General features: G+C 64.0%; 30 protein-coding genes. 16 read left to right on the top strand and 14 right to left on the bottom strand.

The window, feature by feature from the left end; all coding sequences use genetic code 11:
* The first annotated feature begins 18 nt into the window (after positions 1 to 18).
* A complete protein-coding gene (locus tag CGLAUT_RS09420) occupies positions 19 to 930 on the top strand; it encodes a D-isomer specific 2-hydroxyacid dehydrogenase family protein (protein ID WP_290184816.1) in 912 nt (303 codons plus the stop codon).
* On the opposite strand, the gene CGLAUT_RS09415 is transcribed toward CGLAUT_RS09420, so the two are convergent.
* Positions 927 to 1,325 (bottom strand): type II toxin-antitoxin system VapC family toxin, encoded by a 399-nt coding sequence (locus tag CGLAUT_RS09415; RefSeq protein ID WP_301925008.1) that lies wholly within the window; start codon positions 1,323 to 1,325, stop codon positions 927 to 929. The two genes, CGLAUT_RS09420 and CGLAUT_RS09415, sit on opposite strands and share 4 nt — an antisense overlap.
* Positions 1,325 to 1,555 (bottom strand): hypothetical protein, encoded by a 231-nt coding sequence (locus CGLAUT_RS09410; RefSeq protein WP_290184814.1) that lies wholly within the window; start codon positions 1,553 to 1,555, stop codon positions 1,325 to 1,327. Before CGLAUT_RS09410 ends, CGLAUT_RS09415 begins: the two co-directional genes overlap by 1 nt.
* A gap of 117 nt (positions 1,556 to 1,672) precedes the next feature.
* Here CGLAUT_RS09410 and CGLAUT_RS09405 point away from each other — a divergent pair, with 117 nt between their 5' ends.
* The 9 genes from CGLAUT_RS09405 to holA all read left to right on the top strand — a co-directional run bounded on the left by CGLAUT_RS09405 (position 1,673) and on the right by holA (position 9,837).
* Positions 1,673 to 2,956: a glutamate-5-semialdehyde dehydrogenase gene (locus CGLAUT_RS09405; protein WP_290184812.1), complete on the top strand. Its 1,284-nt coding sequence runs from the start codon at positions 1,673 to 1,675 to the stop codon at positions 2,954 to 2,956.
* Positions 2,953 to 3,564 (top strand): nicotinate-nucleotide adenylyltransferase, encoded by a 612-nt coding sequence (nadD, locus tag CGLAUT_RS09400; protein WP_290184810.1) that lies wholly within the window; start codon positions 2,953 to 2,955, stop codon positions 3,562 to 3,564. Before CGLAUT_RS09405 ends, nadD begins: the two co-directional genes overlap by 4 nt.
* A 68-nt stretch (positions 3,565 to 3,632) precedes the next feature.
* Entirely contained in the window at positions 3,633 to 4,103 is a 471-nt protein-coding gene (gene rsfS / locus CGLAUT_RS09395; protein WP_095660504.1) for a ribosome silencing factor, read from the top strand.
* Positions 4,097 to 4,771, top strand: coding sequence for a histidine phosphatase family protein (locus CGLAUT_RS09390; RefSeq protein ID WP_290184807.1), 675 nt, complete (start codon positions 4,097 to 4,099; stop codon positions 4,769 to 4,771). Before rsfS ends, CGLAUT_RS09390 begins: the two co-directional genes overlap by 7 nt.
* The gene (locus tag CGLAUT_RS09385) at positions 4,771 to 5,565 is read left to right on the top strand and encodes a DegV family protein (protein WP_290184805.1); all 795 of its coding nucleotides are present in this window, start codon (positions 4,771 to 4,773) and stop codon (positions 5,563 to 5,565) included. Before CGLAUT_RS09390 ends, CGLAUT_RS09385 begins: the two co-directional genes overlap by 1 nt.
* A gap of 41 nt (positions 5,566 to 5,606) precedes the next feature.
* Entirely contained in the window at positions 5,607 to 6,539 is a 933-nt protein-coding gene (locus tag CGLAUT_RS09380) for a hypothetical protein (RefSeq protein ID WP_290184803.1), read from the top strand.
* A 91-nt stretch (positions 6,540 to 6,630) separates the two neighbouring features.
* A complete protein-coding gene (locus CGLAUT_RS09375; RefSeq protein WP_290184802.1) occupies positions 6,631 to 7,284 on the top strand; it encodes a ComEA family DNA-binding protein in 654 nt (217 codons plus the stop codon).
* The gene (locus CGLAUT_RS09370) at positions 7,281 to 8,897 is read left to right on the top strand and encodes a ComEC/Rec2 family competence protein (protein WP_290184800.1); all 1,617 of its coding nucleotides are present in this window, start codon (positions 7,281 to 7,283) and stop codon (positions 8,895 to 8,897) included. The genes CGLAUT_RS09375 and CGLAUT_RS09370 overlap by 4 nt, the downstream gene beginning before the upstream one ends.
* Position 8,898: 1 nt before the next feature.
* Entirely contained in the window at positions 8,899 to 9,837 is a 939-nt protein-coding gene (holA, locus tag CGLAUT_RS09365; RefSeq protein ID WP_290184798.1) for a DNA polymerase III subunit delta, read from the top strand.
* Here holA and CGLAUT_RS09360 read toward each other — a convergent pair.
* Both CGLAUT_RS09360 and CGLAUT_RS09355 read right to left on the bottom strand, forming a co-directional pair.
* Positions 9,834 to 10,268, bottom strand: a complete 435-nt coding sequence (locus tag CGLAUT_RS09360) for a hypothetical protein (RefSeq protein WP_095661162.1) — start codon at positions 10,266 to 10,268, stop codon at positions 9,834 to 9,836. The two genes, holA and CGLAUT_RS09360, sit on opposite strands and share 4 nt — an antisense overlap.
* A gap of 44 nt (positions 10,269 to 10,312) precedes the next feature.
* Complete coding sequence (locus tag CGLAUT_RS09355) at positions 10,313 to 10,750, bottom strand: anthrone oxygenase family protein (RefSeq protein WP_095660497.1); 438 nt, start codon at positions 10,748 to 10,750, stop codon at positions 10,313 to 10,315.
* Between the two features lie 96 nt (positions 10,751 to 10,846).
* Between CGLAUT_RS09355 and CGLAUT_RS09350 the strand changes: the two genes are divergently transcribed.
* Together CGLAUT_RS09350 and CGLAUT_RS09345 are read left to right on the top strand one after the other, a co-directional pair.
* The gene (locus CGLAUT_RS09350; protein WP_290184795.1) at positions 10,847 to 11,455 is read left to right on the top strand and encodes a TetR/AcrR family transcriptional regulator; all 609 of its coding nucleotides are present in this window, start codon (positions 10,847 to 10,849) and stop codon (positions 11,453 to 11,455) included.
* A 50-nt stretch (positions 11,456 to 11,505) separates the two neighbouring features.
* Positions 11,506 to 11,868, top strand: a complete 363-nt coding sequence (locus tag CGLAUT_RS09345) for an ankyrin repeat domain-containing protein (RefSeq protein WP_290187116.1) — start codon at positions 11,506 to 11,508, stop codon at positions 11,866 to 11,868.
* Here CGLAUT_RS09345 and rpsT read toward each other — a convergent pair.
* Positions 11,865 to 12,128, bottom strand: coding sequence for a 30S ribosomal protein S20 (gene rpsT / locus CGLAUT_RS09340; RefSeq protein WP_095660494.1), 264 nt, complete (start codon positions 12,126 to 12,128; stop codon positions 11,865 to 11,867). The two genes, CGLAUT_RS09345 and rpsT, sit on opposite strands and share 4 nt — an antisense overlap.
* A 172-nt stretch (positions 12,129 to 12,300) precedes the next feature.
* Positions 12,301 to 12,804, bottom strand: coding sequence for a type II toxin-antitoxin system PemK/MazF family toxin (locus CGLAUT_RS09335; RefSeq protein ID WP_198304915.1), 504 nt, complete (start codon positions 12,802 to 12,804; stop codon positions 12,301 to 12,303).
* Between the two features lie 78 nt (positions 12,805 to 12,882).
* Between CGLAUT_RS09335 and lepA the strand changes: the two genes are divergently transcribed.
* On the top strand, positions 12,883 to 14,739 hold the full coding sequence (gene lepA, locus CGLAUT_RS09330) for a translation elongation factor 4 (protein WP_095660493.1): 1,857 nt from the start codon (positions 12,883 to 12,885) through the stop codon (positions 14,737 to 14,739).
* Positions 14,740 to 14,770: 31 nt separating this feature from the next.
* Here the strand turns inward: lepA and CGLAUT_RS09325 are convergent, their stop codons facing one another.
* A complete protein-coding gene (locus CGLAUT_RS09325; RefSeq protein WP_290184791.1) occupies positions 14,771 to 16,735 on the bottom strand; it encodes a hypothetical protein in 1,965 nt (654 codons plus the stop codon).
* Between the two features lie 16 nt (positions 16,736 to 16,751).
* Here CGLAUT_RS09325 and CGLAUT_RS09320 point away from each other — a divergent pair, with 16 nt between their 5' ends.
* Both CGLAUT_RS09320 and CGLAUT_RS09315 read left to right on the top strand, forming a co-directional pair.
* Positions 16,752 to 17,972, top strand: a complete 1,221-nt coding sequence (locus CGLAUT_RS09320) for an alpha/beta fold hydrolase (protein ID WP_157731340.1) — start codon at positions 16,752 to 16,754, stop codon at positions 17,970 to 17,972.
* Positions 17,973 to 17,994: 22 nt separating this feature from the next.
* Positions 17,995 to 19,242, top strand: a complete 1,248-nt coding sequence (locus CGLAUT_RS09315) for an acid phosphatase (RefSeq protein WP_290184788.1) — start codon at positions 17,995 to 17,997, stop codon at positions 19,240 to 19,242.
* Here the strand turns inward: CGLAUT_RS09315 and CGLAUT_RS09310 are convergent.
* The 3 genes from CGLAUT_RS09310 to CGLAUT_RS09300 are packed head-to-tail and all read right to left on the bottom strand — an operon-like array spanning position 19,181 to position 22,063.
* The gene (locus tag CGLAUT_RS09310; RefSeq protein ID WP_095660489.1) at positions 19,181 to 19,972 is read right to left on the bottom strand and encodes a CPBP family intramembrane glutamic endopeptidase; all 792 of its coding nucleotides are present in this window, start codon (positions 19,970 to 19,972) and stop codon (positions 19,181 to 19,183) included. The genes CGLAUT_RS09315 and CGLAUT_RS09310 overlap by 62 nt on opposite strands.
* Positions 19,973 to 20,758, bottom strand: coding sequence for a CPBP family intramembrane glutamic endopeptidase (locus CGLAUT_RS09305; RefSeq protein WP_290184786.1), 786 nt, complete (start codon positions 20,756 to 20,758; stop codon positions 19,973 to 19,975).
* Positions 20,759 to 22,063, bottom strand: coding sequence for a CPBP family intramembrane glutamic endopeptidase (locus CGLAUT_RS09300; RefSeq protein WP_290184784.1), 1,305 nt, complete (start codon positions 22,061 to 22,063; stop codon positions 20,759 to 20,761).
* A 67-nt stretch (positions 22,064 to 22,130) separates the two neighbouring features.
* On the opposite strand from CGLAUT_RS09300, the gene CGLAUT_RS09295 reads away from it, so the two are divergent.
* Complete coding sequence (locus CGLAUT_RS09295) at positions 22,131 to 22,268, top strand: hypothetical protein (protein ID WP_198304911.1); 138 nt, start codon at positions 22,131 to 22,133, stop codon at positions 22,266 to 22,268.
* Here CGLAUT_RS09295 and CGLAUT_RS09290 read toward each other — a convergent pair.
* The 4 genes from CGLAUT_RS09290 to CGLAUT_RS09275 are packed head-to-tail and all read right to left on the bottom strand — an operon-like array spanning position 22,258 to position 26,708.
* A complete protein-coding gene (locus CGLAUT_RS09290; protein WP_290184783.1) occupies positions 22,258 to 23,637 on the bottom strand; it encodes an ATP-binding cassette domain-containing protein in 1,380 nt (459 codons plus the stop codon). The two genes, CGLAUT_RS09295 and CGLAUT_RS09290, sit on opposite strands and share 11 nt — an antisense overlap.
* A complete protein-coding gene (locus CGLAUT_RS09285; RefSeq protein ID WP_290184781.1) occupies positions 23,624 to 24,397 on the bottom strand; it encodes an ABC transporter permease in 774 nt (257 codons plus the stop codon). Before CGLAUT_RS09285 ends, CGLAUT_RS09290 begins: the two co-directional genes overlap by 14 nt.
* Positions 24,394 to 25,284 (bottom strand): ABC transporter permease, encoded by an 891-nt coding sequence (locus CGLAUT_RS09280; RefSeq protein ID WP_425551732.1) that lies wholly within the window; start codon positions 25,282 to 25,284, stop codon positions 24,394 to 24,396. Before CGLAUT_RS09280 ends, CGLAUT_RS09285 begins: the two co-directional genes overlap by 4 nt.
* Complete coding sequence (locus CGLAUT_RS09275) at positions 25,284 to 26,708, bottom strand: ABC transporter substrate-binding protein (protein WP_290184778.1); 1,425 nt, start codon at positions 26,706 to 26,708, stop codon at positions 25,284 to 25,286. Before CGLAUT_RS09275 ends, CGLAUT_RS09280 begins: the two co-directional genes overlap by 1 nt.
* Positions 26,709 to 26,725: the final 17 nt, after the last annotated feature.

Below are 26,725 nucleotides of genomic sequence, written 5' to 3'. Positions count from 1 at the left end.
TCGCTATCCTAGGCAGGCATGAAGTTCGCATTCTTGCCTAAACCATGGGACGAAGTCGTGCACGCACTCGAGGCGGAAGGCCACGAGTTCGTCGAGCTCAGTGACAACCCGGACATGCTGGTCTTCCGCGGCGGCCCGGATGAGTTCCCGGAGACCCTGCCGGAGAGCGTCAAGGTGGTCCAGATCGCCTACGCGGGCGTCGACAACCTGCTGTCCGCCGGTATCCTCACCGCCCACGACGTGCGCTGGGCCAACGCCGCCGGGCTTTACGACGACACCGTTGCAGAGTCGACGCTCGCGCTCATCCTCGCGGTGCTGCACCGCCACAAGGCCGTCTCGCGCGAGTGGAACCAAAAGGAGCTCGCCGAGGAAACAGGTTTCCTTTTCGACGGCCAGAAGCTCGCCCTGATCGGTGCCGGCGGCATCGGCATAAAGCTCATCGAGTTCATTGCCCCGTTTGGCGTCGAGGTCACGGCGGTGAACCGCTCCGGCAACGACGTCGAAGGTGCTGCGCGCACGGTGAAGATCGACGAGGCCGACGAGGTGTGGGCCGACAACGACATCTTTGTGCTGCTCACTCCGCTCACCGACCAGACCCGACACATTGTCGACGCCGATGTGCTGGCCAAGATGAAGGACACCGCGGTTGTGGTCAACGTGGGCCGCGGCCCGCTGATTGACACCGATGCCCTCACCGAGGCGCTGCGAAACGGCGCAATCGGTGGAGCTGGTCTCGATGTCACCGACCCCGAGCCGCTGCCGTCCGACCACCCGCTGTGGGACCTGGACACATGCGTGATCACACCGCACACCGCGAACATTCCGCGGTACATGAAGCGCCGCGTGGGCCCTCTTACCGCGAAGAACTGGGAGCTCTTCCAGGCCGGGGAGAAGATGCAGACCGAGGTCGACGTCGACGCCGGATACTAGGTTCCACCGATGAGTACGACCGCGGCTTCGGAGGCCGGGTTCTTAGCCAGCCGCGCATCGCAAGTCACCAGAGGTTCATGGAGAGCTTCGGCTAGCGCGACGAACGTTGCATCGTAGGCTGAGAGGTTGTCTCGCAGTTCCCAAACCCGGTCGGTGAGAGGAAGGTGGTCGTACAGCCTGACATCCATTCGTGTGAGTATGGCGAGTGCAGCACTAGCCCTGGATGGACTGACTAACCCTGCTCGGGTTCTCCTGCGCAGGACTTGGACCACCTCCGTTACCAACAGTTGTGGTGCAGATAACGTGTACCCATCATCAGCTAGCAGCGTTGCGACTTCTCGACCCTTTTCCGAGTTCATGAGCAACTCTACAAACGCAGAGGTGTCAAGAACCATTAGCGTGAATCTCTCTCAGCTCGCACAGACTCGGCAATGGTTTCGTCCTCGTCTAAAACGGGCTCTAGCGCTGCCAGCTGAGCCAATGCCTCATCCGTCGGCAATTTGGTTTCGCGTCCGGCGAGTTCGCGAATAATCACGTCCGAGATGGTGAGATTTGATTTCCGGGCGCGATCCTCCAAGCGGCGAAGGAGATCATCAGGTACGCCCGTTAGCAGGATTTCAGTCATATCTTCATCGTGAGTTTGGGGTTACAGCTTTGTCAAGGGCGTGATGGTGCCCGGCAACGAGTTCGATCTTCACTAGAGTATGACAATGTCAGACTGCAACTCCGCTACGATTGCCCCATGACTGAGCCCACCGCACAACGCCAGGCAGAACGCGAGGAAGTTCTCGCCAAGGCCCGCGCCGCGAAGCAGGTCGCGCCAACGCTTGCCACGCTGAGCACGCCGAAGAAGAACGAGACGCTGCTCGCTGCGGCGGACACGCTTGAGTCCCGCGCGGCGGAGATCCTCGAGGCGAACCAGTATGACATCGACGCTGGCCGCGCCGCCGGTATGGCTGAGTCGCTCTTGGACCGCCTTGCACTCAGCGAGGATCGCATCAGTGGCATCGCCGGAGGGCTACGCCAGGTCGCGGGCCTGGAGGATCCGGTGGGGGAGGTGTTGCGCGGCCACACCATGGATAACGGCATCGCCATGCGGCAGGTCCGCGTCCCGCTTGGTGTCATGGGCATGGTTTACGAGGCCCGCCCGAACGTCACCGTCGACGCGTTCGGCCTTGCCCTGAAGTCCGGCAACGTGGCACTGTTGCGCGGCTCGAAGTCGGCGCGCACTTCGAACGCAAAGCTGGTGGAAATCCTCCAGGACGTGCTTGAGGCCCACGATCTGCCTCGCGAGGCGGTGCAGCTCCTGCCGTGCGAGACGCACGATTCGGTCCAGGACCTCATCACCGCCCGCGGCCTCGTGGACGTGGTGATTCCGCGCGGCGGAGCGAACCTGATCAACGCTGTCGTGGAAAACGCCACTGTGCCCGCCATCGAGACCGGTACCGGCAACTGCCACTTCTACATCGACAAAGATGCGGATCTCGACATGGCGATCACGATGCTGCTCAACGGCAAGACCCGCCGCGTCTCCGTCTGCAACGCCACCGAGACCGCGCTCATTGATGCCAATCTGCCCGACGCTGACAAGCTCAAGGTCATCTGCGCGCTGCAGGATGCTGGAGTTACGGTTCACGGGGCCGTCGATAAGCTTGAAGCCCTTGGTGCAACCGACATTGTGGAGGCGACCGAGACTGATTGGGCCGACGAGTACCTTTCCATGGACATTGCGGTCGCCGAAGTCGAAGGGGTGGATGGGGCGATCGCGCACATCGCTCGCTTTTCGACGGGCCATACGGACGCGATCGCATCAAAGAACGCGTTCGCTTTGCGGCGGTTTGCGGACCGCGTCGATTCCGCGGCGGTGATGCTCAACGCGTCGACGGCGTTCACCGACGGGGAGGTCTACGGCATGGGTGCTGAGATCGGCATTTCCACGCAGAAGCTGCACGCGCGAGGGCCCATGGCGCTGCCGGAGCTCACGACCACGAAGTGGATTCTTGAGGGGGAGGGGCAGATTCGATGACTGCTGCCAAACCTGCGCGGCGCATCGGTGTGATGGGCGGCACCTTCGACCCCATCCACCACGGCCACCTGGTTGCGGCGAGCGAGGCGGCGCACCGCTTCGGGCTGGATGAGGTGCTCTTCGTGCCTACCGGCCAGCCGTGGCAGAAGGCGGACAGGAAGATCTCCCCGGCAGAGGACCGGTATCTGATGACGGTGATTGCCACCGCGTCGAACCCGATGTTCAATGTCTCGCGCGTGGACATTGACCGCGGCGGGCCGACCTACACCATCGATACGCTGCGGGACCTGCGTGCGGAGTATCCGGATGCGGAGCTGTTCTTCATCACTGGCGCGGACGCGCTGAGCTCGATCATGTCCTGGCACGACTGGGGCCAGATGTTCGAGCTGGCACAGTTCGTCGGCGTGACGCGTCCTGGCTACGAGCTGAGCGAAGACGGACTGCCCGCGGATATTCAGGAGCGAGTGCACTTGGTGGAGATTCCCGCGATGGCGATCTCCTCGACCGACTGCCGGCGCCGCGCCGCTGAGGGGCATCCGGTGTGGTACCTGGTGCCGGATGGGGTGGTGCAGTACATCGCCAAACACGAGCTGTATGTGGGACAATGAACCGCACCTGTGCTTAAACCCTTAAACCACAGCAGCTACCCAAGCAGCGACACCAAAGGACGTAATTCTTGACTGCTTCGCAGATCTCCATCGACCAGGCAACCATCGCAGCGAAGGCCGCCGACGAGAAGCTAGCAACCAACATCGCGGTGATTGACGTTTCTAACGTCATGGCGATCACTGACATCTTTGTCATCGCCTCCGCCGACAACGAGCGCCAGGTCGCCTCCATCGTCGAGGAAGTCGAGGCGGAGCTTACCGACGCGGGCGCGGAGCCGAAGCGCCGTGAAGGCAACCGGGAGAACCGCTGGGTGCTACTGGATTACGGCAACTTTGTGGTCCACGTGCAGCGCGACGCTGAGCGCGACTTCTACGGGCTGGATCGCCTGTACGCGGACTGCCCGGTGATTGCCGTTGAGGGTGTGCCGGAGTACCAGCGCCCGGGCACGTTCTCTGATGACGCGGAGCAGACGCGCGAGGCAGAACGCATCGAAGACCTACCGCTTGCGGGCGAAGGCCCCGACGCCGACGAATGGTAAAGAGTCGACGCCTCATTCTCCTGCGGCACGGTCAGACGGAGTACAACGCCACCCGCAGGATGCAAGGCCAGCTTGATACGGAACTCTCTGCTCGAGGGGTGGAGCAGGCGCGCGCCGCAGCGTTGCTCATGCGGGAGTTCGGGGTGTCCAGGATCATCAGCTCAGACTTGGTGCGCGCCAAGCGCACAGCGGAAATCATCGCCGCGGTATTGGGGCTTGAGCTGACTGAAGATCGGCGCCTGCGCGAGACGCACCTCGGGGACTGGCAGGGCAAAACCCACGAGGAAGTCGACCAAGCTTCAGCTGGCATTCGTGCGCACTGGCGCAACAACGCCGGTTGGGCGCCGCCGGCGGGCGAGAGTCGCCTCGACGTTGCGCGCCGGGCACGACCCGTTGTCGATGAGCTCATGGTCACATACGACGGCTGGGATGGTTCCGCGGTGCTGCTCGTGGCGCACGGCGGCACGATCTCTGCGCTCACATCCAACCTGCTCGGGTTAGACGAAGGCCAGTACCCGCTGCTCAAAAGCTTGTCCAACACCAACATGGCGCGCCTGCAGGCGATGCCGCGCTACCGCGAGGGCCACAGTGTTGAGGAGGCTGGGTTGGGCGACCCGAAAGGTGTCCAGTGGTACCTAGAAGCGTGGAATCAGGGGTTGAACGTGTAATGACTGTACGCGTAGTGGTGGATTCGGCCGCCGGCTTGCCGCGAGAGATCGCCGACGATCTCGGCATCACCGTCGTGGACATGCACGTCATGGAAGAACCGGAGAGTGAGGTATCGACCTCCGGGCTGACCGCACTTGAACTCACTGCCGCATACGCGCGCCAGCTGGAACGCGGTGGCGACGACGGGGTCGTGGCATTGCACCTAGCGAAGACCCTGTCATCCACCTGGTCAGCTGCCGTCACTGCATCTGCAGTATTTCCTGACACCGTGCGGGTGGTGGACACTGACACCGCAGGCATGGCGATCGGTGCGGCCGCGATGGCTGCCGCGACACTTGCGCGTGAGGGGGCGTCGCTCGACGAGTGCGAAGCGATGGCCGTTTCTACAATCAAGCGGTCCGAAACCTGGGTCTACCTCCAGCAACTCGAGGGACTTCGCAAGTCGGGTCGCTTGTCGACGGGCACCGCTTTGTCTGCCACACTGCTTGCCACAAAACCCATTCTGCGGTTGCATGCCGGCAAGTTTGAGGTTGCAGCGAAGACCCGCACCCAGACGAAGGCATTCTCACGGCTCGCAGAATTGGTGATGGAGCGTGCCGGTGACCAGCCGGTGTTTGCCGCGGTTCAGCACGTGGATTCCGATGGTGCCGCTGAGCAGATCGCCAGCACACTCGATGAGGTACTTCCGCGTGGATCACAGGTGCTCGTAGAGCCGCTGGTTGACGTCCTGGCGGTGCACGCCGGGCCCGGTGCAGTCGGTCTTTCGGTGGTCTTCGCTGCTGAGGGGTCCTAATTCGCGCTGCCGAGTTCGCCGGTTGCCGGTACACTGCTCGCGTGCGTACTTCTCTTGCTCTGCGTGCTCGTCTTGTGCTGATCGCCGCAATCGCTGTGCTTGTTGGCACCATTCTGGTTCCTGCCCTTGCAGCCCCGAAGGCTGAAGCCCAGCATCGATGCCCCTCTGTCGCTGTCATTGCTGCGCGTGGCTCGGGTCAGAATGGTCAGATCCACCGCACCAGCTACTCCACAGAGGCTCCCTGGGTATCCAACGGCTGGGAGGGTGAGACCATGCGCGCGTTTTTCCGCCACGCGGAGAACCGCTACCGCGCCACCCACGGTGGCGTCTCGTTGATGAAGGATGTCGAGGTGCTCGGCCTCGAGCCGAGCTACTACCCGGCGATCTACCCGGAGTACGACGTGCCGGCCGTATCCGTCCCCAGTACCGCCGCCCAGGCCCTCCTGCTGGCGCTTGAATACACCGTGCCTACGCTGCGCACCGCGCGACGCGCAGCGAATGAGTTCAGCGACTCTGTCCGGCTCGGCCGAATCGGCGTGATGCAGCAGGTCAACGATTACGAAGCTGCAACCGGCTGCCGCCCTAGCTACATTCTCACCGGCTACTCGCAGGGCGCGATGATTCTCCTGGAGCACGAGCGTGAGCTGTCGCGCCGTGGCCAGCTGGCTGGCGTGGTCTACTTCGGCAACCCGAACACCGCGCCGGAAGACCCGACCACGGTCGGTGTCGCAGGCGGCGGCGCGGGCGGCGCGCTCGGCTTCTTGCCGTTCAACACCAAGACCGCAGCCGGTACTCCGAACCGCGTGAACTACTGCCTACCATTGGACGGCGTGTGTGACCTTTCGGTACAGACCCTGCAAGGTTCGCAGTTCAATGGCGGCAACCACGGCCGCTACTTCCTCTGGCCGTCGGAGTGGGACAACCAAGTCTCCGATGAATTCGGCCGTTTCGTTGACCAAGTGCGCTACCGCTAGCTGGTTTCCTGTGGATAGCCCAAATCCGGGTTATCCACAGTTTTGATTGTGGTTCTTTTATTTCGCTAGATGCTATCGTAGGCTGAGCGCTATGAGCGCCACCGACCGCATCAAGGAACTGACCCGGCCAACAGGGGAAGAGGACCTCCTTCCCGTTCAGTACCCCTCGCCTCGTTTCCATGTCGAGCCGAAACAAGCCCTCGCTGCGTCGGCGGTGGCGCTCGCCCTCGTCGGAGGATGGGCGGGGTGGTCGCTCACCCACGCTTCGGACGCGACCGTCAACGCCGCATCCTGGGACACTGTCGCCACGGAATCCCACGCTCCCGAGCAGGTCGTCGTCTCGGTCGTGGGTGAGGTGGCCAACCCCGGGCTGGTCACACTTAACCAAGGCGCTCGCGTTGCGGATGCGCTAAACATCGCGCAGCCCCACCCGCACGCCGATCTCATCGCGCTCAATCACGCGCAGCTACTCGTCGATGGGCAACAGATCCACGTGACCGCCATTGGCGAGGCGGCTCCGGTCGCGGCGCCCCCAGGCTCTCCAGGTGGAACTGGATTAATTTCGATCAACTCCGCTTCAGCCACAGAACTCACCGCATTACCGGGCATTGGTGATGCCACTGCCGCTGCTATCGTCGCGCACAGGGAGGCTAATGGTCCATTCACCACGTTGGAAGCGCTCATGGACGTTAAAGGAATCGGACCAGCGAAGTTTGAGGCGCTCAAGGACCAGGTTGCGCTGTGAGCGAACTGCGGCTCGTCCCCGCCGCGCTGGTGGTGTGGTTCGCCGCAATCGCCGTTCTCACTCAGGGCCTTTGCGTTGCGGTGGTCGGCGCGGCGTTAGTTGCTGGCGGTTGCTTCCTCGTAGGGGAGCGGGGGCAAGCTGTACTGATTTCCGCTCTTGGGTTCGCGTCGGCGATTGTCGCTGCGGTGCGTACCCATATCGCCGCGGGTTGGGATTTCGCCCAACCCATCACGGCGACAGTGAGCGGGCAACCTAAGCAGTTGGAGAACGGATCGTGGCTCACCCGTCTTGCTCCTTCTGGACATCCGTCTACGCTCGCAGTATTCAGCGACTCAGTTCCTGATGGGATCGCTGCGGGCACGACGGTTACCGCATCCGGCACGCTGCAAGAATCCGGCCGGGTCGGCGTGAACCCCTATGTGCTCAGCGGAACCCTCGAGCTGGAAGCGCCACCAACCGGTTTAGCTGCACTTGCGCTGCGGGTGCGGGCAATCTTTGGAGCATCTGTCGAAGCCACTGTCGGACCCAGCTCACGCGGGTTGATCCCTGGCATGGTGCTTGGCGACACAACTGCGCAGACTGCGGCTGAGGAACAGGCCTACATCGATACTGGTCTGAGCCACCTTTCGGCTGTATCGGGCTCGAACGTAGCGATCGTCACCACGGCGGCTGTCCTCCTTGCTACAGCGCTGAGATTGAACCTTTACCTCCGGCTGGCAGGCGCTGCGGTGGCGCTGCTAAGTTTCGCCGCATTAGTTGGTCCCGAACCCAGCGTGCTGCGCGCTTCTGTGACGGGGCTGGTGGGTCTGGTGGCTGTGGTGGCATCCACCCGCGCGGAGCCACTTCACGCGTTGTGCTTATCCGTCATAGGGCTGGTGCTCGCGGACACCGATCTCGCAGTGCGTTACGGGTTCGCACTGTCTGTCGTCGCAACCGCCGGGATCGTTGCTTTGAGTCCGTTGCTGTACACCGCGCTCGCGGTTACCGGCTGGCCGGACATCCTGGTGCGTGCACTGGCGGTAGCGATCGCCGCAGACGTGGTCACCATGCCCATTGTCGCGCTCATGGCCGGACGTGTCTCGCTTGTCTCGGTCGCCGCCAACGTCCTCGTCGCCCCGGTGGTCGCACCGATAACCATCTTGGGGCTCGTCGCAGTCGTACTTAGCCTGCTACCGGGCGGGCTTGAGGTGCCATTGTTGTGGTGCATCGAACCCATGGCGTGGTGGGTGCATACGGTGGCCAAGGTCGGTGCAGGATTGCCGGTCGCTACAATGCCGGCGGCACCGTTGACCGCGCTGGTGCTGTATGGGTGGGTGGTTGCGGGGATCGTCGCAAAGCGAACCAGGCTCACACTTGCTCTGACCGCCGTCATAATGGTGGTGCCGTCTCTCGCGCCGCAGGCGCCCGTCGTCGATCAATCGACGCTACGTGCGCACGTGGTCGCGTCGAAGACAGGTATCGAGCCGGTGCCCCCCGGTACTCAGCTCGTAGTGGTCCTCGAATCCGGGCCGCCCACGAAGCGACCCGCGATGACGCCGCAGGGCGTTCCGGTGATCTATCCAAACCGCGATGGGCCAGTGACCCTGCGCGCTGACGGCACGCGGGAGCCATAGAATGAAGCGCATGCACAACCCCGTCCACCTTGTGCTGGGCGACGACGAGTTCCTCGCCGAGCGCGCCACCAAAGAGATCATCGCCGATGTCGGGCCGAACGCGGAGGTAGCTACGCTTCGTGCCTCCGAGGTGACGGAAGGTGAGATCGCTCAGGCGACCAGCCCCTCGTTGTTCGCCGAAGATCGCATCCTCGTGCTCAAGAACACTGAGCTAGCAGGCAAGGAACCCACCGCAACACTGCTCCAGGCATGCGTTGACCCGGCTCCCGGAATGACGCTGATCATCCAGCACACCGGTGGGGGGCGACAGAAGCAAATGGTGCCAAAGTTTCAAAAGATCGCTCAAACGCACCAGGTCAATGCTCTGAAAGAACGCGACCGCCATGCCTGGGTGGCCAAGGAATTCCAGCGCCACGGAGCGCGACCGACGCCGGACGTGGTCGCCGCGGTGCTCGAGTCCGTGGGTTCCGAACTGCGTGAACTCGCCTCCGCTGTGAGCCAGCTCGTGGCGGACACGGAAGGCGAGATCACCGTTGCTGCGGTGCGGGACTACTACACAGGAGTCGCAGAAGTCGCAGGTTTCGACATCGCGGACCAGGCCATACTGGGGCGCGCGGACCGGGCGCTTGCGTCGACGCGTCGAGCACTGCAGCTGGGCACTTCGCCGGTGGCGATCGCGGCAGCGCTCGCACGCAAGGTGAGCGACGTGGCCAAGCTGCACGGGGTGCGCGGCAACCCGGACCAGTTAGCGAAACAGGTGGGCATGCACCCGTATGTGGCAAAGAAGACCATGCAGGTTGCGCGCCAATGGTCGCCCGCCAGCATTACGGAGGCGGTGATCATCGTCGCCGACCTTGACGCAGAGGTCAAAGGCCAAGGCGGCGACATCGAGTTCGCCGTGGAGAACGCAGTACGCCAGATCGCGGAGCTGGCGTCCTAAACCGAGCCCGTGCCCCGGATGCTTTCCGACAACAAGCTGCCACCGAGGACCACGAGCCCGGTGGCAAGTGTGCCTGCCCCCACGTAGATCAGTGGGTAGAACGCGTTAGGTTTGGTGGCACCTTGCCCGGCCGAGGAGAAGAAGAATCCTGCTGGCATGATCACCGCAGAGACGGGTACCGCCCAGCGCGCAATGTGTCCCCGGATGCCGGAGAGACCTGCAGCATCCGTGAGCACGATGGTGGCTAGCCCCAGCGTCGCCAACGCTCCCGCGTGGCCGTGCCCGGCTCGAGCAAAAGTCTGTTGGAACTCCGTGGCAGGAGCTTTGTCTTGGACGAGGTCGAGGATGTAGTTGCCGCCGAGCTCGATACCGAGCATGGCAAGCAGCAGAGAACCGGCGGCGGTGCGGGAGGGGCGGGTGAGTGTCAACATGAATGGCTCCAAGTGGTCAAGGCGGGGAGGGGCTATCTACGGGCTTAGGATGCGGCGGTGCTGATGCAAACCAGGACGAAGCCGAGCAACTGCAGCGAGCCGCGTACGGCTTGATATACGTCCCACCGTCGGCGTTTGGTGCGAAAGTCGGCTGGTACCTCGCCGTTCGGGATGCGGCCCGTCCAGAAGTTCAACGGGACGTTGCCGAAGACCGTCACTAACAACGCGATGGTGAGCACCCCGGCCGCGATTCCAAGCCAGACGGTGCCGTAGCGGGACGCACCGAAGCCAGCAAGAACCGCCGCGGCAGTCATTCCTAGCGGCATCACGAGCCCAAAGGTTCGCAGCAAGCCTTTCTCAATCACCACCTGGGATTCGACGGGGAGGCGCCGAATCACAGGGTGGACGAGGGCAACCGATCCAAATTCCGCGCAGCCTACGAAACCGGTCACAAGCAAAAGAGACAGCAGTAGTAAATCCACGAGGGCTCCTCGATCGGACGGAGGGACAGAGACGGGGCGGTGGTGGCACACGCCATGTGAACGGTGTCTACATGGCGAGTTCAGTATACTTTCGGTGTGAACACTGTCAACACCAAGCCGTATCACCACGGCAACTTGCGCGAAGAGATGATCCGAATCGGCGTGGAGCTAGCCGCCGAGGGCGGGCCCGAGGCAGTGGGTTTGAGAGAGATCGCACGACGCGCCGGTGTTTCGCCGTCAGCCGCATACCGGCACTTTCCGGGGCAAGAATCGCTGCTGGACGCAGTCCGCGATGCCGCGGGCGACGCACTTGGGCAAGCGATGCACGATGCGGTGTCGCAACTACCTTCCGATGCTCCGGCGACCGAACGAGTGATCGCCGCCGGCCGTGGCTACTTCGAGTTTGCGCTAAACCAACGGATGCTATTTCGGTGCCTTGCCAGCGGATTCGAAATACCGGAGGGAGCCGACGCGAACGACAACCCGTTTGCGCAGTTGCTGGAGCTCGTCGGTGAGATTGAAGGAGCGGGGTTCGCAGCCGCCGATGAGGAGGCGCAGTTCAGTGCCGGCGTCGCGCTGTGGTCGGCCGTGCACGGCATCTCAGTGTTGTGCACCTCGGGTGCGCTGCGGGATGCTCCCGAGCAGCGCAAACGGGAGCTGCTCGAGGTCACCCTCGCCACTGCTGTGCGGGGGCTTCGGTTCTAAAAGGCGCGCAGTGTAGCCTCCGACAGCATGATCACGATTACGCAGAATGGATTGTCATGAGCACGGTGCCAGAAGACGTGCAGGAATTCGCCGCCAAGCTCTTCGACATGGCTCGAACCGGTGACATGGCGCTGCTGGACTACGTCGACCACGGTGTTGACGTCAACCTCACCAACCAGGACGGCAACACCCTGCTCATGCTCGCGGCCTATAGCGGGCACGCTGAGCTGGTGGAAGGGCTAGTGGGGCGCCACGCGGACGTCGATAAGCAAAATGCTCGGGGACAGACACCGCTGGCTGGGGCCGTGTTCAAAAAAGAAGACGCTGTGGTGAGGGTGCTTCTCAGCGCGGGGGCTGATCCGCACGCCGGTCACCCCAGCGCCGTAGAAACCGCGAAAATGTTCGGCGGTTAGTCCATCTTGTTCAGGGCACGTGCCATGTTGGACTTCTTGTTCGCCGCGGAGTTGCGGTGGAAGACGCCCTTGGTCACGGCCTTGTCCAGCTTGCGGGACGCAACGCGCAGCTGAGCCTCAGCTGCGGCCTTGTCGCCGGACTCGACAGCCTCGCGGAACTTGCGGATCTCCGTACGAGTCGCGCTGCGCACGGACTTGTTGCGCTGACGACGCTTCTCGTTGGTGAGCACGCGCTTCTGCTGCTGCTTGATGTTTGCCATATGTATTGCACCTCTTGGAAAGTGATCGATGGAAATGTCACCGGCTGGGCATCACGCGCGGAACTTTGGCTATGAACGCGGACCCAAGGTCCTGCCCGCGTAGCACCGCACACCCGTTGCGCCGAAATAACTTCTCAAACCTAGCAGCCCAGGGCGGGAATCAGAAAATTCTCTAGCCCCAGTCGTAGCGGTCGCGCAGGCGCGCGGCAATGCGCTCGAAGCGCAGCTGCGGCAAGATCGTCCCGCGGCGGTGGACATCGATCTCGGGCACGTGAATGGTCTTATCCAGCCGCACCCAGCACGGCTCGCCGGATGCCTCCCACTCGCCGCAGCCGATGCCTAGCCAGCGCGGATCCTCTGAATGCGTCTTATCGGGGGAGATGAGCAGGCCGATGACCACGTGCTGGTCGCGCCCCACGACCAGCATGGAGCGCTCCGCCGGGGGCTGCGAGGGTACGGTCACCCACACCACCTCGCCAGGCTCGGCATTGCCGTCCATATCCGGTGCGTAGTAGACGTTGCGCGCGATTTTGCTGGTCGGCTGCACACCCACGCGCGCGGCAAGCCTCGAGCGACGCTGCGGGTTGGGGCTGGCAAGACGCTCGTTGAGCAGCGCAAGTCCCTGGTCGAGTGAACCGATGCGCTGCTTTCTGCGCAGGAACTTCCGCCTGGACATACCGGCTACTGTACCCAATGTCTACCCAATTGCTGCCGTATTTCTTCTGGCTGACACGGCCGGTAGGATGTTCCAATTATGGCTGCCCAGACGAGGAACTTCGCGGAAGAGACCTTCACCAACCCGGAGCAAATCCGGAACTTCTGCATCATCGCGCACATCGACCACGGCAAGTCCACCTTGGCCGACCGCATCCTCCAGCTCTCCAACGTTGTGGACGCGCGCGAGATGCGCGACCAGTACCTGGACAACATGGACATCGAGCGCGAGCGCGGCATCACCATCAAAGCCCAAAACGTGCGCCTGCCGTGGACCGTCGGCACGGGCGAGCTCGCCGGCCAGCAGTTCGTGCTCCAGATGATTGACACGCCTGGCCACGTCGACTTCTCTTACGAGGTCTCCCGCTCGCTCGACGCGTGTGAGGGAGCTATTTTGCTTGTCGACGCAGCGCAGGGCATCGAAGCCCAAACCCTGGCCAACCTCTACATGGCCATGGAGAACGATCTTGAGATCATCCCGGTGCTAAACAAGATTGACCTGCCGGCAGCGGACCCGGAGAAGTACGCGCTGGAAATCGCCAACATCATCGGCTGCGAGCCCGAGGAGGTGCTGCGCGTCTCCGGCAAGACCGGCGAGGGCGTGCCCGAGCTTCTGGACAAGGTCGTCGAACTCATCCCCGCCCCCAGCTCAGACCACGCCGAAGACGCGCCCGCCCGTGCGCTGATCTTCGACTCGGTCTACGACACCTACCGCGGCGTGGTCACCTACATCCGCATGGTCGACGGCAAACTGCTGCCCAACCAGCAGGTGCAGATGATGAACACCGGCACCCGCCACGAAATCCTCGAGATCGGTGTCGTCTCGCCGACGATGAAAAAGACCAAAGGCCTCGGCCCAGGCGAGGTGGGCTATTTGATCACCGGCGTGAAAGACGTCCGCGAGACCCGCGTCGGCGACACGGTCACCTGGGCCTCCAAAGGCGCCGCCGACCCACTCGAGGGGTTCGAGGAAGTCAAGCCCATGGTCTACTCGGGCTTGTTCCCAGTCTCGCAGGAAGACTTCCCCGACCTGCGCGAATCGCTAGAAAAGCTCCAGCTTAACGACGCCTCGTTGACCTGGGAACCCGAAACCTCTGTGGCCCTTGGCTTCGGCTTTCGCTGCGGCTTCCTCGGGCTGCTCCACATGGAGATCACCCGCGACCGCCTCGAGCGCGAGTTCGACCTCGACCTGATCTCTACCGCACCGAGTGTGACCTACCGCGTGGTGGCCGAGGACGGCTCAGAGCAGGTCGTGCACAACCCGTCCGACTGGCCGGGCGGCAAGCTGCAGGCTGTCTACGAGCCGATCGTGAACATGACCATCATCGTCCCGCAGGAATTCGTGGGCACCACGATGGAGCTGTGCCAGTCCAAGCGCGGCACCATGAAGAACATGGAGTACCTCTCCGAGGACCGCGTTGAGCTGCGCTACATCATGCCTTTGGGCGAGATCATCTTTGACTTCTTCGACATGCTGAAGTCCCGCACCAAAGGCTACGCGTCTTTGAACTACGAAGACGCCGGCGAACAGGAAGCCGATTTGGTGAAGGTGGACATCCTGCTCCAGGGTGAGCCGGTGGATGCGTTCTCCGCCATCGTGCACAAGGACTCCGCGCAGTGGTACGGCAACAAGATGACGAAGAAGCTCAAAGAGCTCATCCCGCGCCAGCAGTTCGAGGTGCCGGTGCAGGCGGCGATCGGGTCGAAGATCATCGCGCGTGAAAACATTCGCGCGCTGCGCAAGGACGTGCTGTCCAAGTGCTACGGCGGCGACATTTCGCGTAAGCGCAAGCTGCTGGAAAAGCAGAAAGCCGGCAAGAAGCGCATGAAGTCCATCGGCTCGGTCACTGTGCCGCAGGAGGCCTTCGTCGCGGCGCTGTCCACCGACGAGGAGTAAGCGCCTTGGGGCATGCCCCAAGGCGGAAACTCTAGCGGCGCCGCGTCATCTTGAACGCGGCCTGCATTAGCGCAACTACCACGAACATCGCGACGAAGATGATCAGGCCGAGCAGCAGCATCCCGCCGAGCGACTCCACGCCGGCGGCGTCCGCCCAGTCCGGCGCACCGATTGCGGCGGCGACGAAACCGAGCACTAGGTTCATCGCCTCGGCGCGCTTCGCCTCGGCTTCGGCGATCTGGCCGGAAAGCTGCTCGAACTGGGTGCCGATCACGTCTTGGCGGGAGTCAACCTTCGAGTCGAAGTCGTCGCGCAGCTGGTCGAAATCGGTCGCGTCCTGCAGGCCTTTGAGGATGCGGGTGTCGATGTCGCGGTTCGGCACCGAGCGGAACCACAGCTTGTCGCGGATCTCGATGTGATCGAGCTGCAGCTTCTCTAAGCGGTCTAGATCGGCGCGCAGCGCCCGCTGGCGTACCTCCTGGTCGCCCTCACGCTTGACTTGGCTTTGCTCGCCAACGATCTGCAGGGACTTGCGCAAGTGCGTCTCGCCCGCCTGGGCGCGCATCTGCAGCATCACCAAGTCCACGAAGCGGGTGCCGGCCATCGACCAGTAGCGCATCCCCTCGCGGCTCGCGGACTTGGTGCGCACCATCGCAACGCCCTCGTCGGAGGTCATGATCGTCCACGACGACAGCTTCGCCGCCACGAAGCCGTCGCGGGCTGAGTTCGTCTGGGCGGGCACCTGCTCGGGGTAGGAGTCGGCGCCGTTCATCAGCTGCCACGCCCACTGCTCGTGCCACGCCCAGGTGCTCTCGGCGCCACGCAGGATCAGCGGCGCCCCGATCGTGTCCGGCACGGAGCCGTTGTTGCCTTCGCTCAACGTCTCGGTCAGGCGCAGCGACTTCGCCGGCTTAGCGGGGTTGGGCACGGCAAACACCACGCGCTGAGGCGCCGGGAGGGTGAACGTGCCGGCGGGGCCGGGCGCGGCCGCGGTGGCCACCAGTCTGCCTTCAGAGGACACGCGCATCGAGCGTTCGCGGCCCAGGGCGGCGTCGATACGCTCGATGGCGAGGTTGGTGAACTTCGTCAGCGCGTAAAGCTGCGGCGGGCTCTCGCGGTAGAAGTTGTCGTGCTTATAGAACTGCGAGGAGTTGCGCGGCCGACGCAGCGTGGCGCTTAAAAACCCCAAGGTGGCCGAGGAGATGTTCTCCGCCACCACGTTCAGGATGAGGAATTCGCTGGTCACTTGCGCAGGTTCGGGTACCTCGCCTGCAAGATCGGTCAGCTCCAGGTCGTGGAACTGCATCACCTCGGCTGAGAGCAACCGCAGCGTCGCCGGTCCGTGGCTGTCGCGCACGCCGCGCTTCTGATCCTCCCACGGCAGCTGCTCGTCGTAGTTGACCAGGTAGAACAGGGTCTCGTTGCGCACCGGTTCGAAGAGAACGTGGTGGGCGTGGATGCGGGGGTCCCAGCCGGCGTCGGCAAGCGTGCTCTCGCGCACCTCCTGCACCGGGTTGCGCAACCGCTCCGCATTGCGGGCGAGCAACTCCTCGAGCTCTTCGTGGTCGAACACTTCGCGGTCGCCGGCGCTGCTGTTGTAAGAGTGCAGGTCGATGTCCACATCGACGGAGCCGGCACCGACGGAGGCGTCCAGCGGATCCATGAAGCGGCTGCGGGCATCGTTGTAGTAGGGCCTGCCGCCCTCGACGATCGGGTCGCCGTAGTAGCCGAGGCGCTGCACGGGTTTGCGGAACCGGCGGGTGGTGTTGTCCCAGGCAGGGTTCTCAATTGTGCGCACGCCCTTGTCGCGCCCGTAGCGCCACCCGTCCACTTTGCCGAAATCGAAGGGATCGCCGTGTTTCGCCAGGCTGGCAGCCTGCGGAATAGGCAGGATCAGCGAGAAAGCTGCTAGGCGCCACTCCGGTAGAATCGGGGCCTCAAACGAGTCGGGGACGAAGAAGTCGTGCCCGACATCCTTGTAAGAGCGCAGCTGCATGAATCGGAGAATACTCGTGAACTCAACCGTGTTTCTGCCCGGTGTCGCCACCCGCGACCACGAGGTGACGGTGCCGATCGACCGCGACGACCCCGCTCGCGGTCAGATCAGCGTCTTCGCGCGCGAGCTTGCCGTTGACGATTCGCTGCCCGCCCTCGTGTACTTCCAGGGCGGGCCCGGCAAACCCGGCCCGCGCATGCTCATGGATTGGATCCCGGAGGCGCTGAAGCGCTACCGCGTGTTTCTTTTCGACGAGCGCGGCACCGGCCGCTCCCACAAGGTCGACCGCACGACACCCGAGCGTATCGACGCGCACTACCTGTCCCACCTGCGCCCGCCCGATGTCGCAGCCGATGCCGAGGCGATGCGCCAGCACCTGGGGCTTGAGCAGTGGGACGTGCTGGGCAACTCGTTCGGCGCAGCGTGCGCGGGCGCGTACCTGTCCTACTTCCCGGAAGGTATCCGCCGTGCCCACCTGGTTGGTTGCGTGCCCGAGCCGCACATGGAGGTGGAGCGCTTCAACCGCCTGAACTTCCAGCTGCTTGCCGCCCGTACCAAGGAACTCTTCGCCGAGGTGCCGTGGATCGAGGACCGCATCGCGGAGGTCGCCGATCACCTGGACAACCACGACGAGCGGATGCCGACGGGGGAGCGGCTCTCGGCCACGCGCTTCCGCTTCTGCGGCGTGCTGCTCGGGGAGGAAGGCGACTTCGGCGCCCTGGCGAACCTGCTTGAGATGCCGTTCACCACCCACCGCGGCGAAAAGCGCCTGCGCGGGGATTTCCTCGCACAGTTGGGTGCAATCATCTCGCTGGAGACCATGCCGCTGTGGGGCGTGATCCACGAAACCGTGATGGCGCGGCCAGGTCATCCGGTGCAGTGGAACGCCGACAAGGTCTACCGCGAGGAGTTCGCTGACCTGCCGCTGTTAGGCAACCAGTTCCTGCGCACCCACTTCGAGGAAGACCCGGCGCTTATCCCGTTCTCCGAAGAGGTGGACAAGGTCCACCGTATGGACACCCTGAAAGCCCAGGCGCAGGATGTCTCCGCCAACGAGGTGCCCACCGCCGCGCTGCTGTTCAAGCAGGACCTGTTCCTACCGTACGAACTGACCCGCAAGTCGGCGACGCGGGTGGGCAACCTCAAGCTGTGGGTGCACGACGAATGGTTCCACGACGGCCTCTGGACGCACGGCCCGGAGGTCGTGAACACCCTGTTCGACATGCTGGAACCCTAGGGGCGCTTTACTATCAGCGGGTGTGAGAACTTCCGCCGCCGCTCTTGCCTTCGCCGCAACCCTGGCGCTTGCCCCGGTCGCCGCGCCCGGTATCGCCAGCGCCGCTCCGCTGACCGCGCCACAGCTGCAAAGCGAGATCACTGGTTCTTCGACCGGTCCCGCGCCCGTGCACCACGACGGCGCACCGGTGCCGCGGCCGTTCACGCCGGACTACCTCGCCGGTTACATCTCGGACATCTCGCCGTACCAGTACGGCATCTACGCCGAGGTGAACCGCCTCTTCCCGCAGGTACGCGATACCCAGCCGGAGACCATGGCGGCGAACCTGGAGACCGTAGTGCGCATCAACAACACCGCCACACCGGCCCAGATTGAGCAGGCACAGATCGACGCCGTGGCCTCCTCCGGTGGCCTGTTGGCGACGTTGTCTCCGGCCCTGGGGGAGGAGTTTGGTGTGGCGTTGCGGGCGTCGTTAAGCGAAGGACGATTGCCCAAGACTGCCTACCTTTTGGACAATGGTTACCTTGCGCGCACCGGTGGGCTTGCGAACTCGACGCTGATTGAGAAGCGGGTGTTCAACTACCCGCGGCCGCATGTGGTCGCACCTGAGCGGATCAACCGCTACAACACGGAGGCGACCGGTGACCTGTATCTGACCTCGCCGGCGTTCCCGTCGGGGCACACGAACCAGGCGGTGCTGACCACCAGCCTGTTGGCGTATATGGTGCCTGAGCTCGCGCCGCAGCTGTACTACCGCGGGGCGGAAGCCGGGCATTCGCGAGTGGTGCTGGGCGTGCACTACCCGCTGGACGTGATCGGCGGGCGGATGTCCGGCTACGCGGCGGCTGCGGACCGTCTCAACGACCCGAAGATGCGGCACGCTTTGGACCAGGCGGCGGACGAACTGCGCGCTGAAATCGAGTGGCGCACCGGCAAATCGATTGCGGAGCTGGTGGCCAGCGACACCCCGTACATCGCCACCGCGGACGCCGTCGCCGCGATGGATCAGATGATGGATTACGGCCTGCCGCGGGTGTACGTGCTCGATGCGCCGATGGAGGTGCCGCAGGCAGCGCCGGTGCTGCTCGCCGCTCGATTCCCGGAGCTTACCTGGGAGCAGCGGGTAGAGGTGCTGCGATTGACTGCCTCTGAGGCCGGCAACCCGCTGGATTGGCAAGGCTCGGGCGGGTCTTGGCAGCGCATCAACCTCACGGCAGCGGCGGCTGCGCAGGTGAAGGTGAATCCCGACGGGTCAGTAGCCATCCAGTAAGCGCCGTCGCGGTGACAATGACACTGATGTAGAACGCCGCAGTTGGCCAGTCGATGTCGACGGCCGGAACCCTGCCCGGGAAGAACGCGCCTGCCGCGAAGACCCCGATGTTGTTTGCCGCATGGAGCGCGATAGCAGCCTCCACACCGCCGGTGCGCCAGGTGAGAAAGGACATGCACGCCGCGAAAATGAAGATGTCGATCAGACCGATCCAGTTGTAATAGTGGAAGTAGACGAACGGCAGGATCGCGAGGCCGTACGCCACCCAAGGGGAGCGCACCCAGCTCCCGGCGATCTGCGGGAGTGCGGCACGAAAGAGGAGCTCTTCCGACGCGGCCTGTAAGGGAGTAACCAGCACGAACAGGCAGGCCAGCACAATCGTTTCGGTGGTGAACACCGCCTCCCCGCCCGCGCGCATCTCGTAGGCGAAGACAAGTAGGGCCATGGGCACTGCAACCAGGGCACTGCGAGCGACCAAAGGCCAGCGAGTTCGACGCTCCACTGACAGCAACTGCGTTGGATCGCGCCGGGTGAGCCATGCGGCGAGGAACGGCACGGGGAGTATCAGCGCCATGACGAATACGTCAAATGCCTCGGACTCTTCACCGCCGAGGGCGAGCAGGACCACCACCGCCACGATGGTTAGGCCGAGAAACAGCGCTGCGAGAATGATGGCCTCGATCGGCGGTACCCACCAGCGGCGCGGGCGCGCCATCAAATGAAACTGCATCTATCCGACCCTATATACATTAGACACAGCTCGGCTGCGGGTGACCACCCGCGCGATGAGTGCGGTCGCGAGCACCGTGAGCGCAATCGTGAAGGCGACTGAGCCCCAGTCGAGGTCCGTTGTCACGGTGAGATCGTCGGGAAAGAAGGGAATCAACAGGTAGATCTGAAGGTTGCCTGCGGCGTGCAGCACGGTGGCAGCCTCGATGCCGCCGGTGCGCCACGTTAGGTACGACGCACACGCCGCGAACACGAAAATGTCCGTCAAACCGATCCAGTTGTAGACATGGAGGAACACAAACGGCGGGATCGCGGCGCCGTAGGCGACCCATGGTGAGCGCACCCAGGTACCCACGATCTGCGGCAACGCCGCGCGAAACACGAGCTCTTCCATCGCGGCCTGGAACGGAATGATTAAGAGGTAGACACACGCGAGAGCAATGGTGTGAGCGGTGACGACTGCTTCGGCGCTGAAGAACATGACGCCAGCAAGCAATCCGTACAGCGGCACCGCTACCAGCGCAGCGCGTCCGACGATCGGCCACCGGATCCGGTACTCCACCGAGAGCAGCGCGGTCGGGTTGCGCCGGGTCAGCCAGGCTGCGAGAAACGGCGCGGGAAGCACCAACGCCAGGGACAATAGCTCGAGCACGTCCGCATCATCGCCCGTGGCACTCAATAGAGCCACCGCAGCGGTGAGCAGACCGAAGAAGAGGGCTGCGACCAGGGTTAGTTCGATGAGCGATACCCACCAGCGGCGGGGGCGTGCCAGAAGGTGAAACTGCATTTAGACCACCTCGATATTGAGTTCTATCTGAACGCTCTTGCCTGGTTGAAGGAGCGTATCACGCAGTTCAGGGCCAGCGCAGACACCTCCTTCGGGCGGATGCCACACCACCATGCCGGTGGCGCCGGTGGCGCCGGTGGGGGTGAGTTTGACGGTCCTATGGGCGTCGTAAAGCACGTGCCCCTGGAGCTGACCGCGCGCGAAGTGGGGGACGATCGCAAGGTACACCGGCTGCGGTGTCGGGCCGGTGTTGGTGCAGCGCAGGGCGAAGCGGCCGTGCAGTGCGGTGTATCGAAAGCGCCAGCCTGGCACGACGAGTTCTGCGCTGGAGGTGTCGCCGCGCCACGGCATCTCACACAGCACGACACCGCCGGGGCCGACGACGTCGATGCCGCGAGCGCCGAGCAGTTCGCCGGACGGGTGCGGAAGGGAGCGCACGCGCACGCTATCCAGCTGCGGCGGAGCGACGGTGGTATTGACCCCGAGCAGCAAAATGAGCCCGGCGCCGCCGTACATCACGAGGACCGTTAACGCGGTGAGCAGCTGTCGGACACCGAAATCTTGCGCGATGCCGGAGAACTCGCCGAAGTACACCGTCGCGTTCAGCGTGATATGCAGTGCGATCGCGGCCTCGAGCCCGCCGGTGCGGTGCGTGAGCAGGCTCGCGAGTGCGCCGAAGATTGCCACGCTGATCAGTCCCGAAGCTCCGTACGGGTGGCCGATGACAAAGATCGGTAGAGCTACGAGGTACGCCAGCCACGCGGAGCGCATCCACGTACCCATTGCCTGCGGCAGCATGCCGCGGAAGATCAGCTCCTCGGCCACACACTGCAGCGGCAGCGCGGTGCACGCAACTGCGACGTGCAGCCAAAAGGTGCGGTCTACGGGCGCGGGCATGCCGTAAAGCGCCACGTCGAGGGCTTGCAGCACCGCCGCCGGCAAGGTGATAAAAAGCAGCGCCTGGCCGAAGCGGCGCCACCGGAACCGCCGCTCGACGGACCACAGCGTGCCGCGTGGCCTGCCACTGATGCGCGCGGCCAGCAGCACCGCAGGGATCCCGGTGGCGATGCCGCCGAACAGCATCAGGCTCGTCGCGGGGTCGGCGCTCCACTCGTCGCGCTCGAAGAGCATGGCGGTGAGCGACTCCAACGTCACCGGCCCGAACATCATCGCGATAATCCACGCGATCTGGAACACCAGCCCGAACACGGCGGCAAGCCCGAGTTCTACAAGCGGGCGCCACCAGTCCGGGCGCGTGCGGTTGAGCCGGTGGTAGGGGGCGATCACCTTGGGTGCGTCGTCCATGGGCCACCAGCTTAGGCCCCCTCTTGTTCAAATCACATACTCGTAAGTCTCGGGTTACAATTGACGCATGCAGACACCGGTTCCCCGCGAGCAGGTTCAGCTCACGGCAGCTGAAGTGCACGAATTCGACGCCATGGCCATGAATTTCGAGCGGGTGGAAGAGCACCTGCTCGACCCGACGCTGGTGCCCTACATCACTCGCTAGAGTCGCTGGATCCCTCGCCGTCCAGTACTGAGTCCAGCACCGAGTCCAACACTGAGTCCAGCAACTGCTGCGTGTACTCGTGCTGCGGGTCGCGCCAAATCGCTTCGGTCTCGCCGTGCTCCACAATCTTGCCTTGGTGCATAACCGCGATCCGCGGGCAGATCTCGCGCACCACCGCCAAGTCGTGCGAGACAAAGATGAGGGTGTTCGGGCCCACGGTGGCGTCGAGAAGCGCAAGCACCTGCTCGCGTACGGAGACATCGAGCGCGCTCACCGGTTCGTCGGCAAGCAAAATGCTGGGGCGAGACGCGGCGGCGCGAGCGATCGAGATCCGCTGGCGCTGCCCGCCGGAGAAGGCCTTGGGCAAACGGTTGTCGGTAATGCCAACCTCGGCGAGGGTTTCGCTAGCTCGTTGCTTATCGACGCCTCCTTCCATCACGCTTCGGAGCACATCCATCCGCGGGTCGAGCGAAGAATACGGGTCCTGGAAGACCATCTGCATGGTGCCGCCGACAGTGACCGTGCCCGAATCCGGCGTGAGCAAGCCAGCGATGGTGTGCAAAAGCGAGGTCTTGCCGGAGCCGGAGCCACCGACAATGCCCAGGCGCTCGCCTTCGCGGACGGTGAGCGAGACGTTGTCAAGGGCTTGCGTGGCGCCTCGGCGCAGGCTCACGCCGTCGAGCGTGACCACGGGCTCGCCGAGAACAGTGGGTGCGGCTGGCGGGCCGGGGCGCGAGGCGCGCTCGAGCTGCTGGGCGTACTCGGAGTGGGACGATACTTCGCGTCCGTCCTTGAGGATGAGCAGCTGCTCCGTCATGTGATCCACCACGGCGAGGTCGTGGGAGATGAAGATCAGGCCCATGCCGCGCTCGTCGACAAGCCGGTCAATCAAGTCGAGGATCTGGCGCTGCACGGTGGTGTCGAGCGCGGTGGTGGGCTCGTCGCAGATCAAATAGTCCGGGTTCTGCGACAGGGCGAGCGCGATGAGCACGCGCTGGCGCTGGCCGCCGGAGAGCTGGTGCGGGTAGGCCTCGGGGCGAGCAACGCCGACGTCCTCAAGCAACTCGTGCGGCACCAGCGAACCGATCTTCTTCAGCGGGTCGAGCGCGGTCATCGGCTCTTGGAAGACCATGCCCACCTTCGCGCCGCGCACCTTGCGCTGGACGCGATCGGGGGAGCCGACCATCTCCACCCCGTCGACGGTGATGGAGCCACTCACCGGCAGGTCGGTGAGCCCCATGATGGACAGCGCGGTGAGCGACTTCCCGGAGCCGGACCCACCGATAATGCCCAGGCGCTCGCCGGGGGCGACCTCGAAGGAGATGCCGTCTAGCAGGCCCGGAATGCTCAAATCTTCAACGCGGATCACGGCTGCCTCCAAGCAGGTTGAAACCCATAACGGTCAGCGCGATCGCCAGGCCGGGCCAGATCGCCAAGTGCGGGTCGGTGGCCAAGAACGGCTGCGAGGCCTGCAGCATGCGCCCCCACGACGCATACGGCGCCGGTGCCCCGAGCCCGAGGAAGCTCAAGCCAGCCTCGGCCAGGATAGCCAGGGCGATCGCAACCGTCGCTTGCGTGGACAGCAGGTGCGCGATGTTCGGCAGCACGTGACGGCGCGCAATCGCCGGTCCGGAAAGTTTCGCCATCCGCGCGGCCAGGATGTAGTCCTGGCTCATCACCTGGATCGTGCCCACCCGCGCCACGCGCACAAACCCGGGAATCCCGGCTAGCCCAATCGCCAGCACCACAATCCAGATCGAGGCCCCAAACACCGCGGTGAACACAATGGCCAGCAGCAGCGCCGGAAACGCCAGCAGCAGGTCGGACATCCCCATCACGAACCTGCTGTTGCGCATCCCCGCATAAATCCCCAGCGGGATGCCAATCAGCGCCGATAGCCCCACCGCGCCCAGCACCACAGCGAGGGTCAGGCGCGCGCCGTCCATAATCCTCGACAGCACGTCGCGGCCCAGCTCGTCCGTGCCAAGCACATGGCTTATCGACGGCCCCTCCAACCGGTTTTCCGGCATCGCCTGCAACGGGTCGTACGGGGTCCACACCAGCGACACCACCGCGGCGAGCAGGACCAGGCCGACGATTACGCCACCTACGTATTGCGCGCGCCTCATCGCCGGCTCCTTGGGTCGATTACTACGTACAGCAGATCCACGATCAGGTTCACCGCGAGTGTGAACGCGACCAGCAGCATCATCACGGTCTGGACGGTGGTCAGGTCACGGCTCGACACAGCGTCGATCAGCATGGAACCTAAACCCGGGATCGCGAACACCCGCTCCACCACAACCGCTCCCACAATCAGCGTCGAGAGCTGCAGGCCAGTCACAGTGAGCACAGGCAGCGCCGCGTTGCGCAGCACGGAGGAATAAAGCACTTCGCTTATCGACGCCCCCTGCGCCCTGCCCGTGCGCACGTAGTCCTTGCCCAGCTCCTCCACGATGGCAGCGCGCACGTAGCGCGTGAGGATCGCACCCTGTACCAAGGCCAGCGACGCCACCGGCAACACGGCGTGCGCGGGTGAGCCCCAGCCACCAGCCGGCAACCACCCCAGTTGCACAGAGAAAAGTGCGACGGTGAGGATGCCGATGAGGAACGACGGCACCGCGATGCCAATCTGCGTGAGCCCCGCCAGGATCGGGTTGGGCCGGCGCGCCAGCCGGATCCCCAACGGCACGGCAAGCAACAGCGCCACCACCATGGCGGTGATGGTGAGGGTGAGCGAGGTGCCGGCGCGTTCGATGATCGTCGGTGTGATATCGCGCCCCGACGCCATTGAGATGCCGAAGTCCCCGGTGAGCAGTCCCCCGATCCAGTCGAAGTACTGGACGGTCAGCGGGCGGTCGGTGCCCAAGCGTCGCGAAAGCTCCGCGACGGCTTCGTCCGTGGCCGTCACGCCGAGCGCAACGCGCGCCGGGTCGCCCGGCACTGCGCGCAGCAGCAGGAAGATCAGAACGCTGGCGGCGGCAAGCAGCGCGATGAAACGTCCAACGGATTTGATCACCGCGCCACCTCGATTCGGTTCAGCGGTAGCGAATCGGTGACCACGTTCGGGTTTACGCCCGTAATGCCAGGGCGGGCGAGCACAATGTTCGGCGCGTTCACCAGCGTCAACGCTGCGGCGTCCGCCATGATCTGGTCCACGGCGCCGCCGAAGTCTTCGTGGGCAAGCAGCTCACGCGTCTGCTCGGAGTCGTATCCCAAGTAGTAATCCGGGTTGCCGAACAGGTTGGCCAGGTCGCGCGGCTCCACGTGGGCGACGATCGAGGCCTGATAGTCCGACTGCTTGAGCACCTGGTTCAGCCACACCGCTGGGAACTCGACGGTTTCCAACTTCACGTTGAAGCCAACGTCGCGCAGTTGGGAGAAGATGAGCTCGGCCGCGGTTTGCGCGTAGGGGAGGCTGGGCACCGTGATCGTGATCTCCGGGGCGCGCCCCGCAAGTAGTTCCCTCGCGCGCTCTGGATCGAAGGGGTAGTAGTCGCGGCCGGTGTACCAGGGGTCGGTTGGTGGTACGGGCGCGCCGCCGGTATCAGTGGCGTAGCCGTTGTACACCACCTGGTTCAGCGCATCGCGGTCGATGGCGTGGGCGACGGCGCGGCGGACATCTGGGTCGTCGAATGGTGCGCGCCGATTGTTCATGGAAAGGAGCACCTCGCCATTCGTGGTGCCCACTTCGACCCCGATGTCTTCGGGAAGCGCGCCGATCAGCTGCGGCGCCTGCATCTGCCACACCACGTCCACGTCGCCTGCGCGCAGCGCGTTGACCGCGGAAACGGCATCGGAAAAGTAGCGGATCTGCGCATCGTTGTGCACGGTGTCCCAGTAGTCCTCGCGGGCGGAGAACTCGATCGCGGTGCCCTCGTCGAAACGCTTCACCGTGTACGGCCCGGTCCCCAGCGGGTCCGTCGCCAGCCGAGGGATGGAGTCCTCGCACATCATCGCCCCAGTGAACGTGCCCATAGACCAGAGCCAGCTTGCCGACGGCTCTTCCAACTGCACTTCCAGCGTGTGCTGATCAATCGCCCTCGCGGCGCGAACCGGGGCCATCTGGGCTTTCAACCCGTTTGTCCATTCGTTTTGGACGTAGTTGATTGAGAACACCGCGTCCTCGGCGGTGAACGGTTTGCCGTTGGAAAAGGTGACGTCATCGCGCAGGTGGAACGTGTACGTCGTGCCGTCGGTCTCCCAACTCGTTGCGAGGTTGGGCTGCGGCTGGCCCGAGTCGTCGATAAGCACGAGCGTCTCGTAGACGTTGCCCATGAGTGCCTGCGGGCCAGCGGCACCACCGGTCGTCGTAAAGTCCAAGCTTGCTGGGGGAGCGGACGCCGCGACGGTGAGCACCTCCGTGGGGTGCTGCGGTGTGGTGCATGAGGCAAGCGCTGCGGCGGCAATGAGGGAACCGGCAAGCGAGGTGTGCTTCATGCGGAAAAAGCGTACCG

It is taken from the genome of Corynebacterium glaucum, from assembly GCF_030408855.1.
Taxonomy (GTDB): domain Bacteria; phylum Actinomycetota; class Actinomycetes; order Mycobacteriales; family Mycobacteriaceae; genus Corynebacterium; species Corynebacterium glaucum.
This window is presented reverse-complemented; position numbering and strand designations above follow the sequence as displayed.

Excerpts from the sequence above, each read along its gene's own strand:
- CGLAUT_RS09285 (WP_290184781.1), bottom strand. The coding sequence starts at position 24,397 with ATGAGGCGCGCGCAATACGTAGGTGGCGTAATCGTCGGCCTGGTCCTG.
- nadD (WP_290184810.1), top strand. The coding sequence starts at position 2,953 with ATGACTGCTGCCAAACCTGCGCGGCGCATCGGTGTGATGGGCGGCACC.
- lepA (WP_095660493.1), top strand. The coding sequence starts at position 12,883 with ATGGCTGCCCAGACGAGGAACTTCGCGGAAGAGACCTTCACCAACCCG.
- CGLAUT_RS09300 (WP_290184784.1), bottom strand. The coding sequence starts at position 22,063 with ATGGACGACGCACCCAAGGTGATCGCCCCCTACCACCGGCTCAACCGC.
- CGLAUT_RS09415 (WP_301925008.1), bottom strand. The coding sequence starts at position 1,325 with ATGGTTCTTGACACCTCTGCGTTTGTAGAGTTGCTCATGAACTCGGAA.
- CGLAUT_RS09335 (WP_198304915.1), bottom strand. The coding sequence starts at position 12,804 with ATGTCCAGGCGGAAGTTCCTGCGCAGAAAGCAGCGCATCGGTTCACTC.
- CGLAUT_RS09410 (WP_290184814.1), bottom strand. The coding sequence starts at position 1,555 with ATGACTGAAATCCTGCTAACGGGCGTACCTGATGATCTCCTTCGCCGC.
- CGLAUT_RS09360 (WP_095661162.1), bottom strand. The coding sequence starts at position 10,268 with ATGTTGACACTCACCCGCCCCTCCCGCACCGCCGCCGGTTCTCTGCTG.
- CGLAUT_RS09305 (WP_290184786.1), bottom strand. The coding sequence starts at position 20,758 with ATGCAGTTTCACCTTCTGGCACGCCCCCGCCGCTGGTGGGTATCGCTC.
- rpsT (WP_095660494.1), bottom strand. The coding sequence starts at position 12,128 with ATGGCAAACATCAAGCAGCAGCAGAAGCGCGTGCTCACCAACGAGAAG.
- CGLAUT_RS09420 (WP_290184816.1), top strand. The coding sequence starts at position 19 with ATGAAGTTCGCATTCTTGCCTAAACCATGGGACGAAGTCGTGCACGCA.
- CGLAUT_RS09325 (WP_290184791.1), bottom strand. The coding sequence starts at position 16,735 with ATGCAGCTGCGCTCTTACAAGGATGTCGGGCACGACTTCTTCGTCCCC.
- CGLAUT_RS09295 (WP_198304911.1), top strand. The coding sequence starts at position 22,131 with ATGCAGACACCGGTTCCCCGCGAGCAGGTTCAGCTCACGGCAGCTGAA.
- CGLAUT_RS09405 (WP_290184812.1), top strand. The coding sequence starts at position 1,673 with ATGACTGAGCCCACCGCACAACGCCAGGCAGAACGCGAGGAAGTTCTC.
- CGLAUT_RS09310 (WP_095660489.1), bottom strand. The coding sequence starts at position 19,972 with ATGCAGTTTCATTTGATGGCGCGCCCGCGCCGCTGGTGGGTACCGCCG.
- CGLAUT_RS09385 (WP_290184805.1), top strand. The coding sequence starts at position 4,771 with ATGACTGTACGCGTAGTGGTGGATTCGGCCGCCGGCTTGCCGCGAGAG.
- holA (WP_290184798.1), top strand. The coding sequence starts at position 8,899 with ATGAAGCGCATGCACAACCCCGTCCACCTTGTGCTGGGCGACGACGAG.
- CGLAUT_RS09275 (WP_290184778.1), bottom strand. The coding sequence starts at position 26,708 with ATGAAGCACACCTCGCTTGCCGGTTCCCTCATTGCCGCCGCAGCGCTT.
- CGLAUT_RS09375 (WP_290184802.1), top strand. The coding sequence starts at position 6,631 with ATGAGCGCCACCGACCGCATCAAGGAACTGACCCGGCCAACAGGGGAA.
- CGLAUT_RS09390 (WP_290184807.1), top strand. The coding sequence starts at position 4,097 with ATGGTAAAGAGTCGACGCCTCATTCTCCTGCGGCACGGTCAGACGGAG.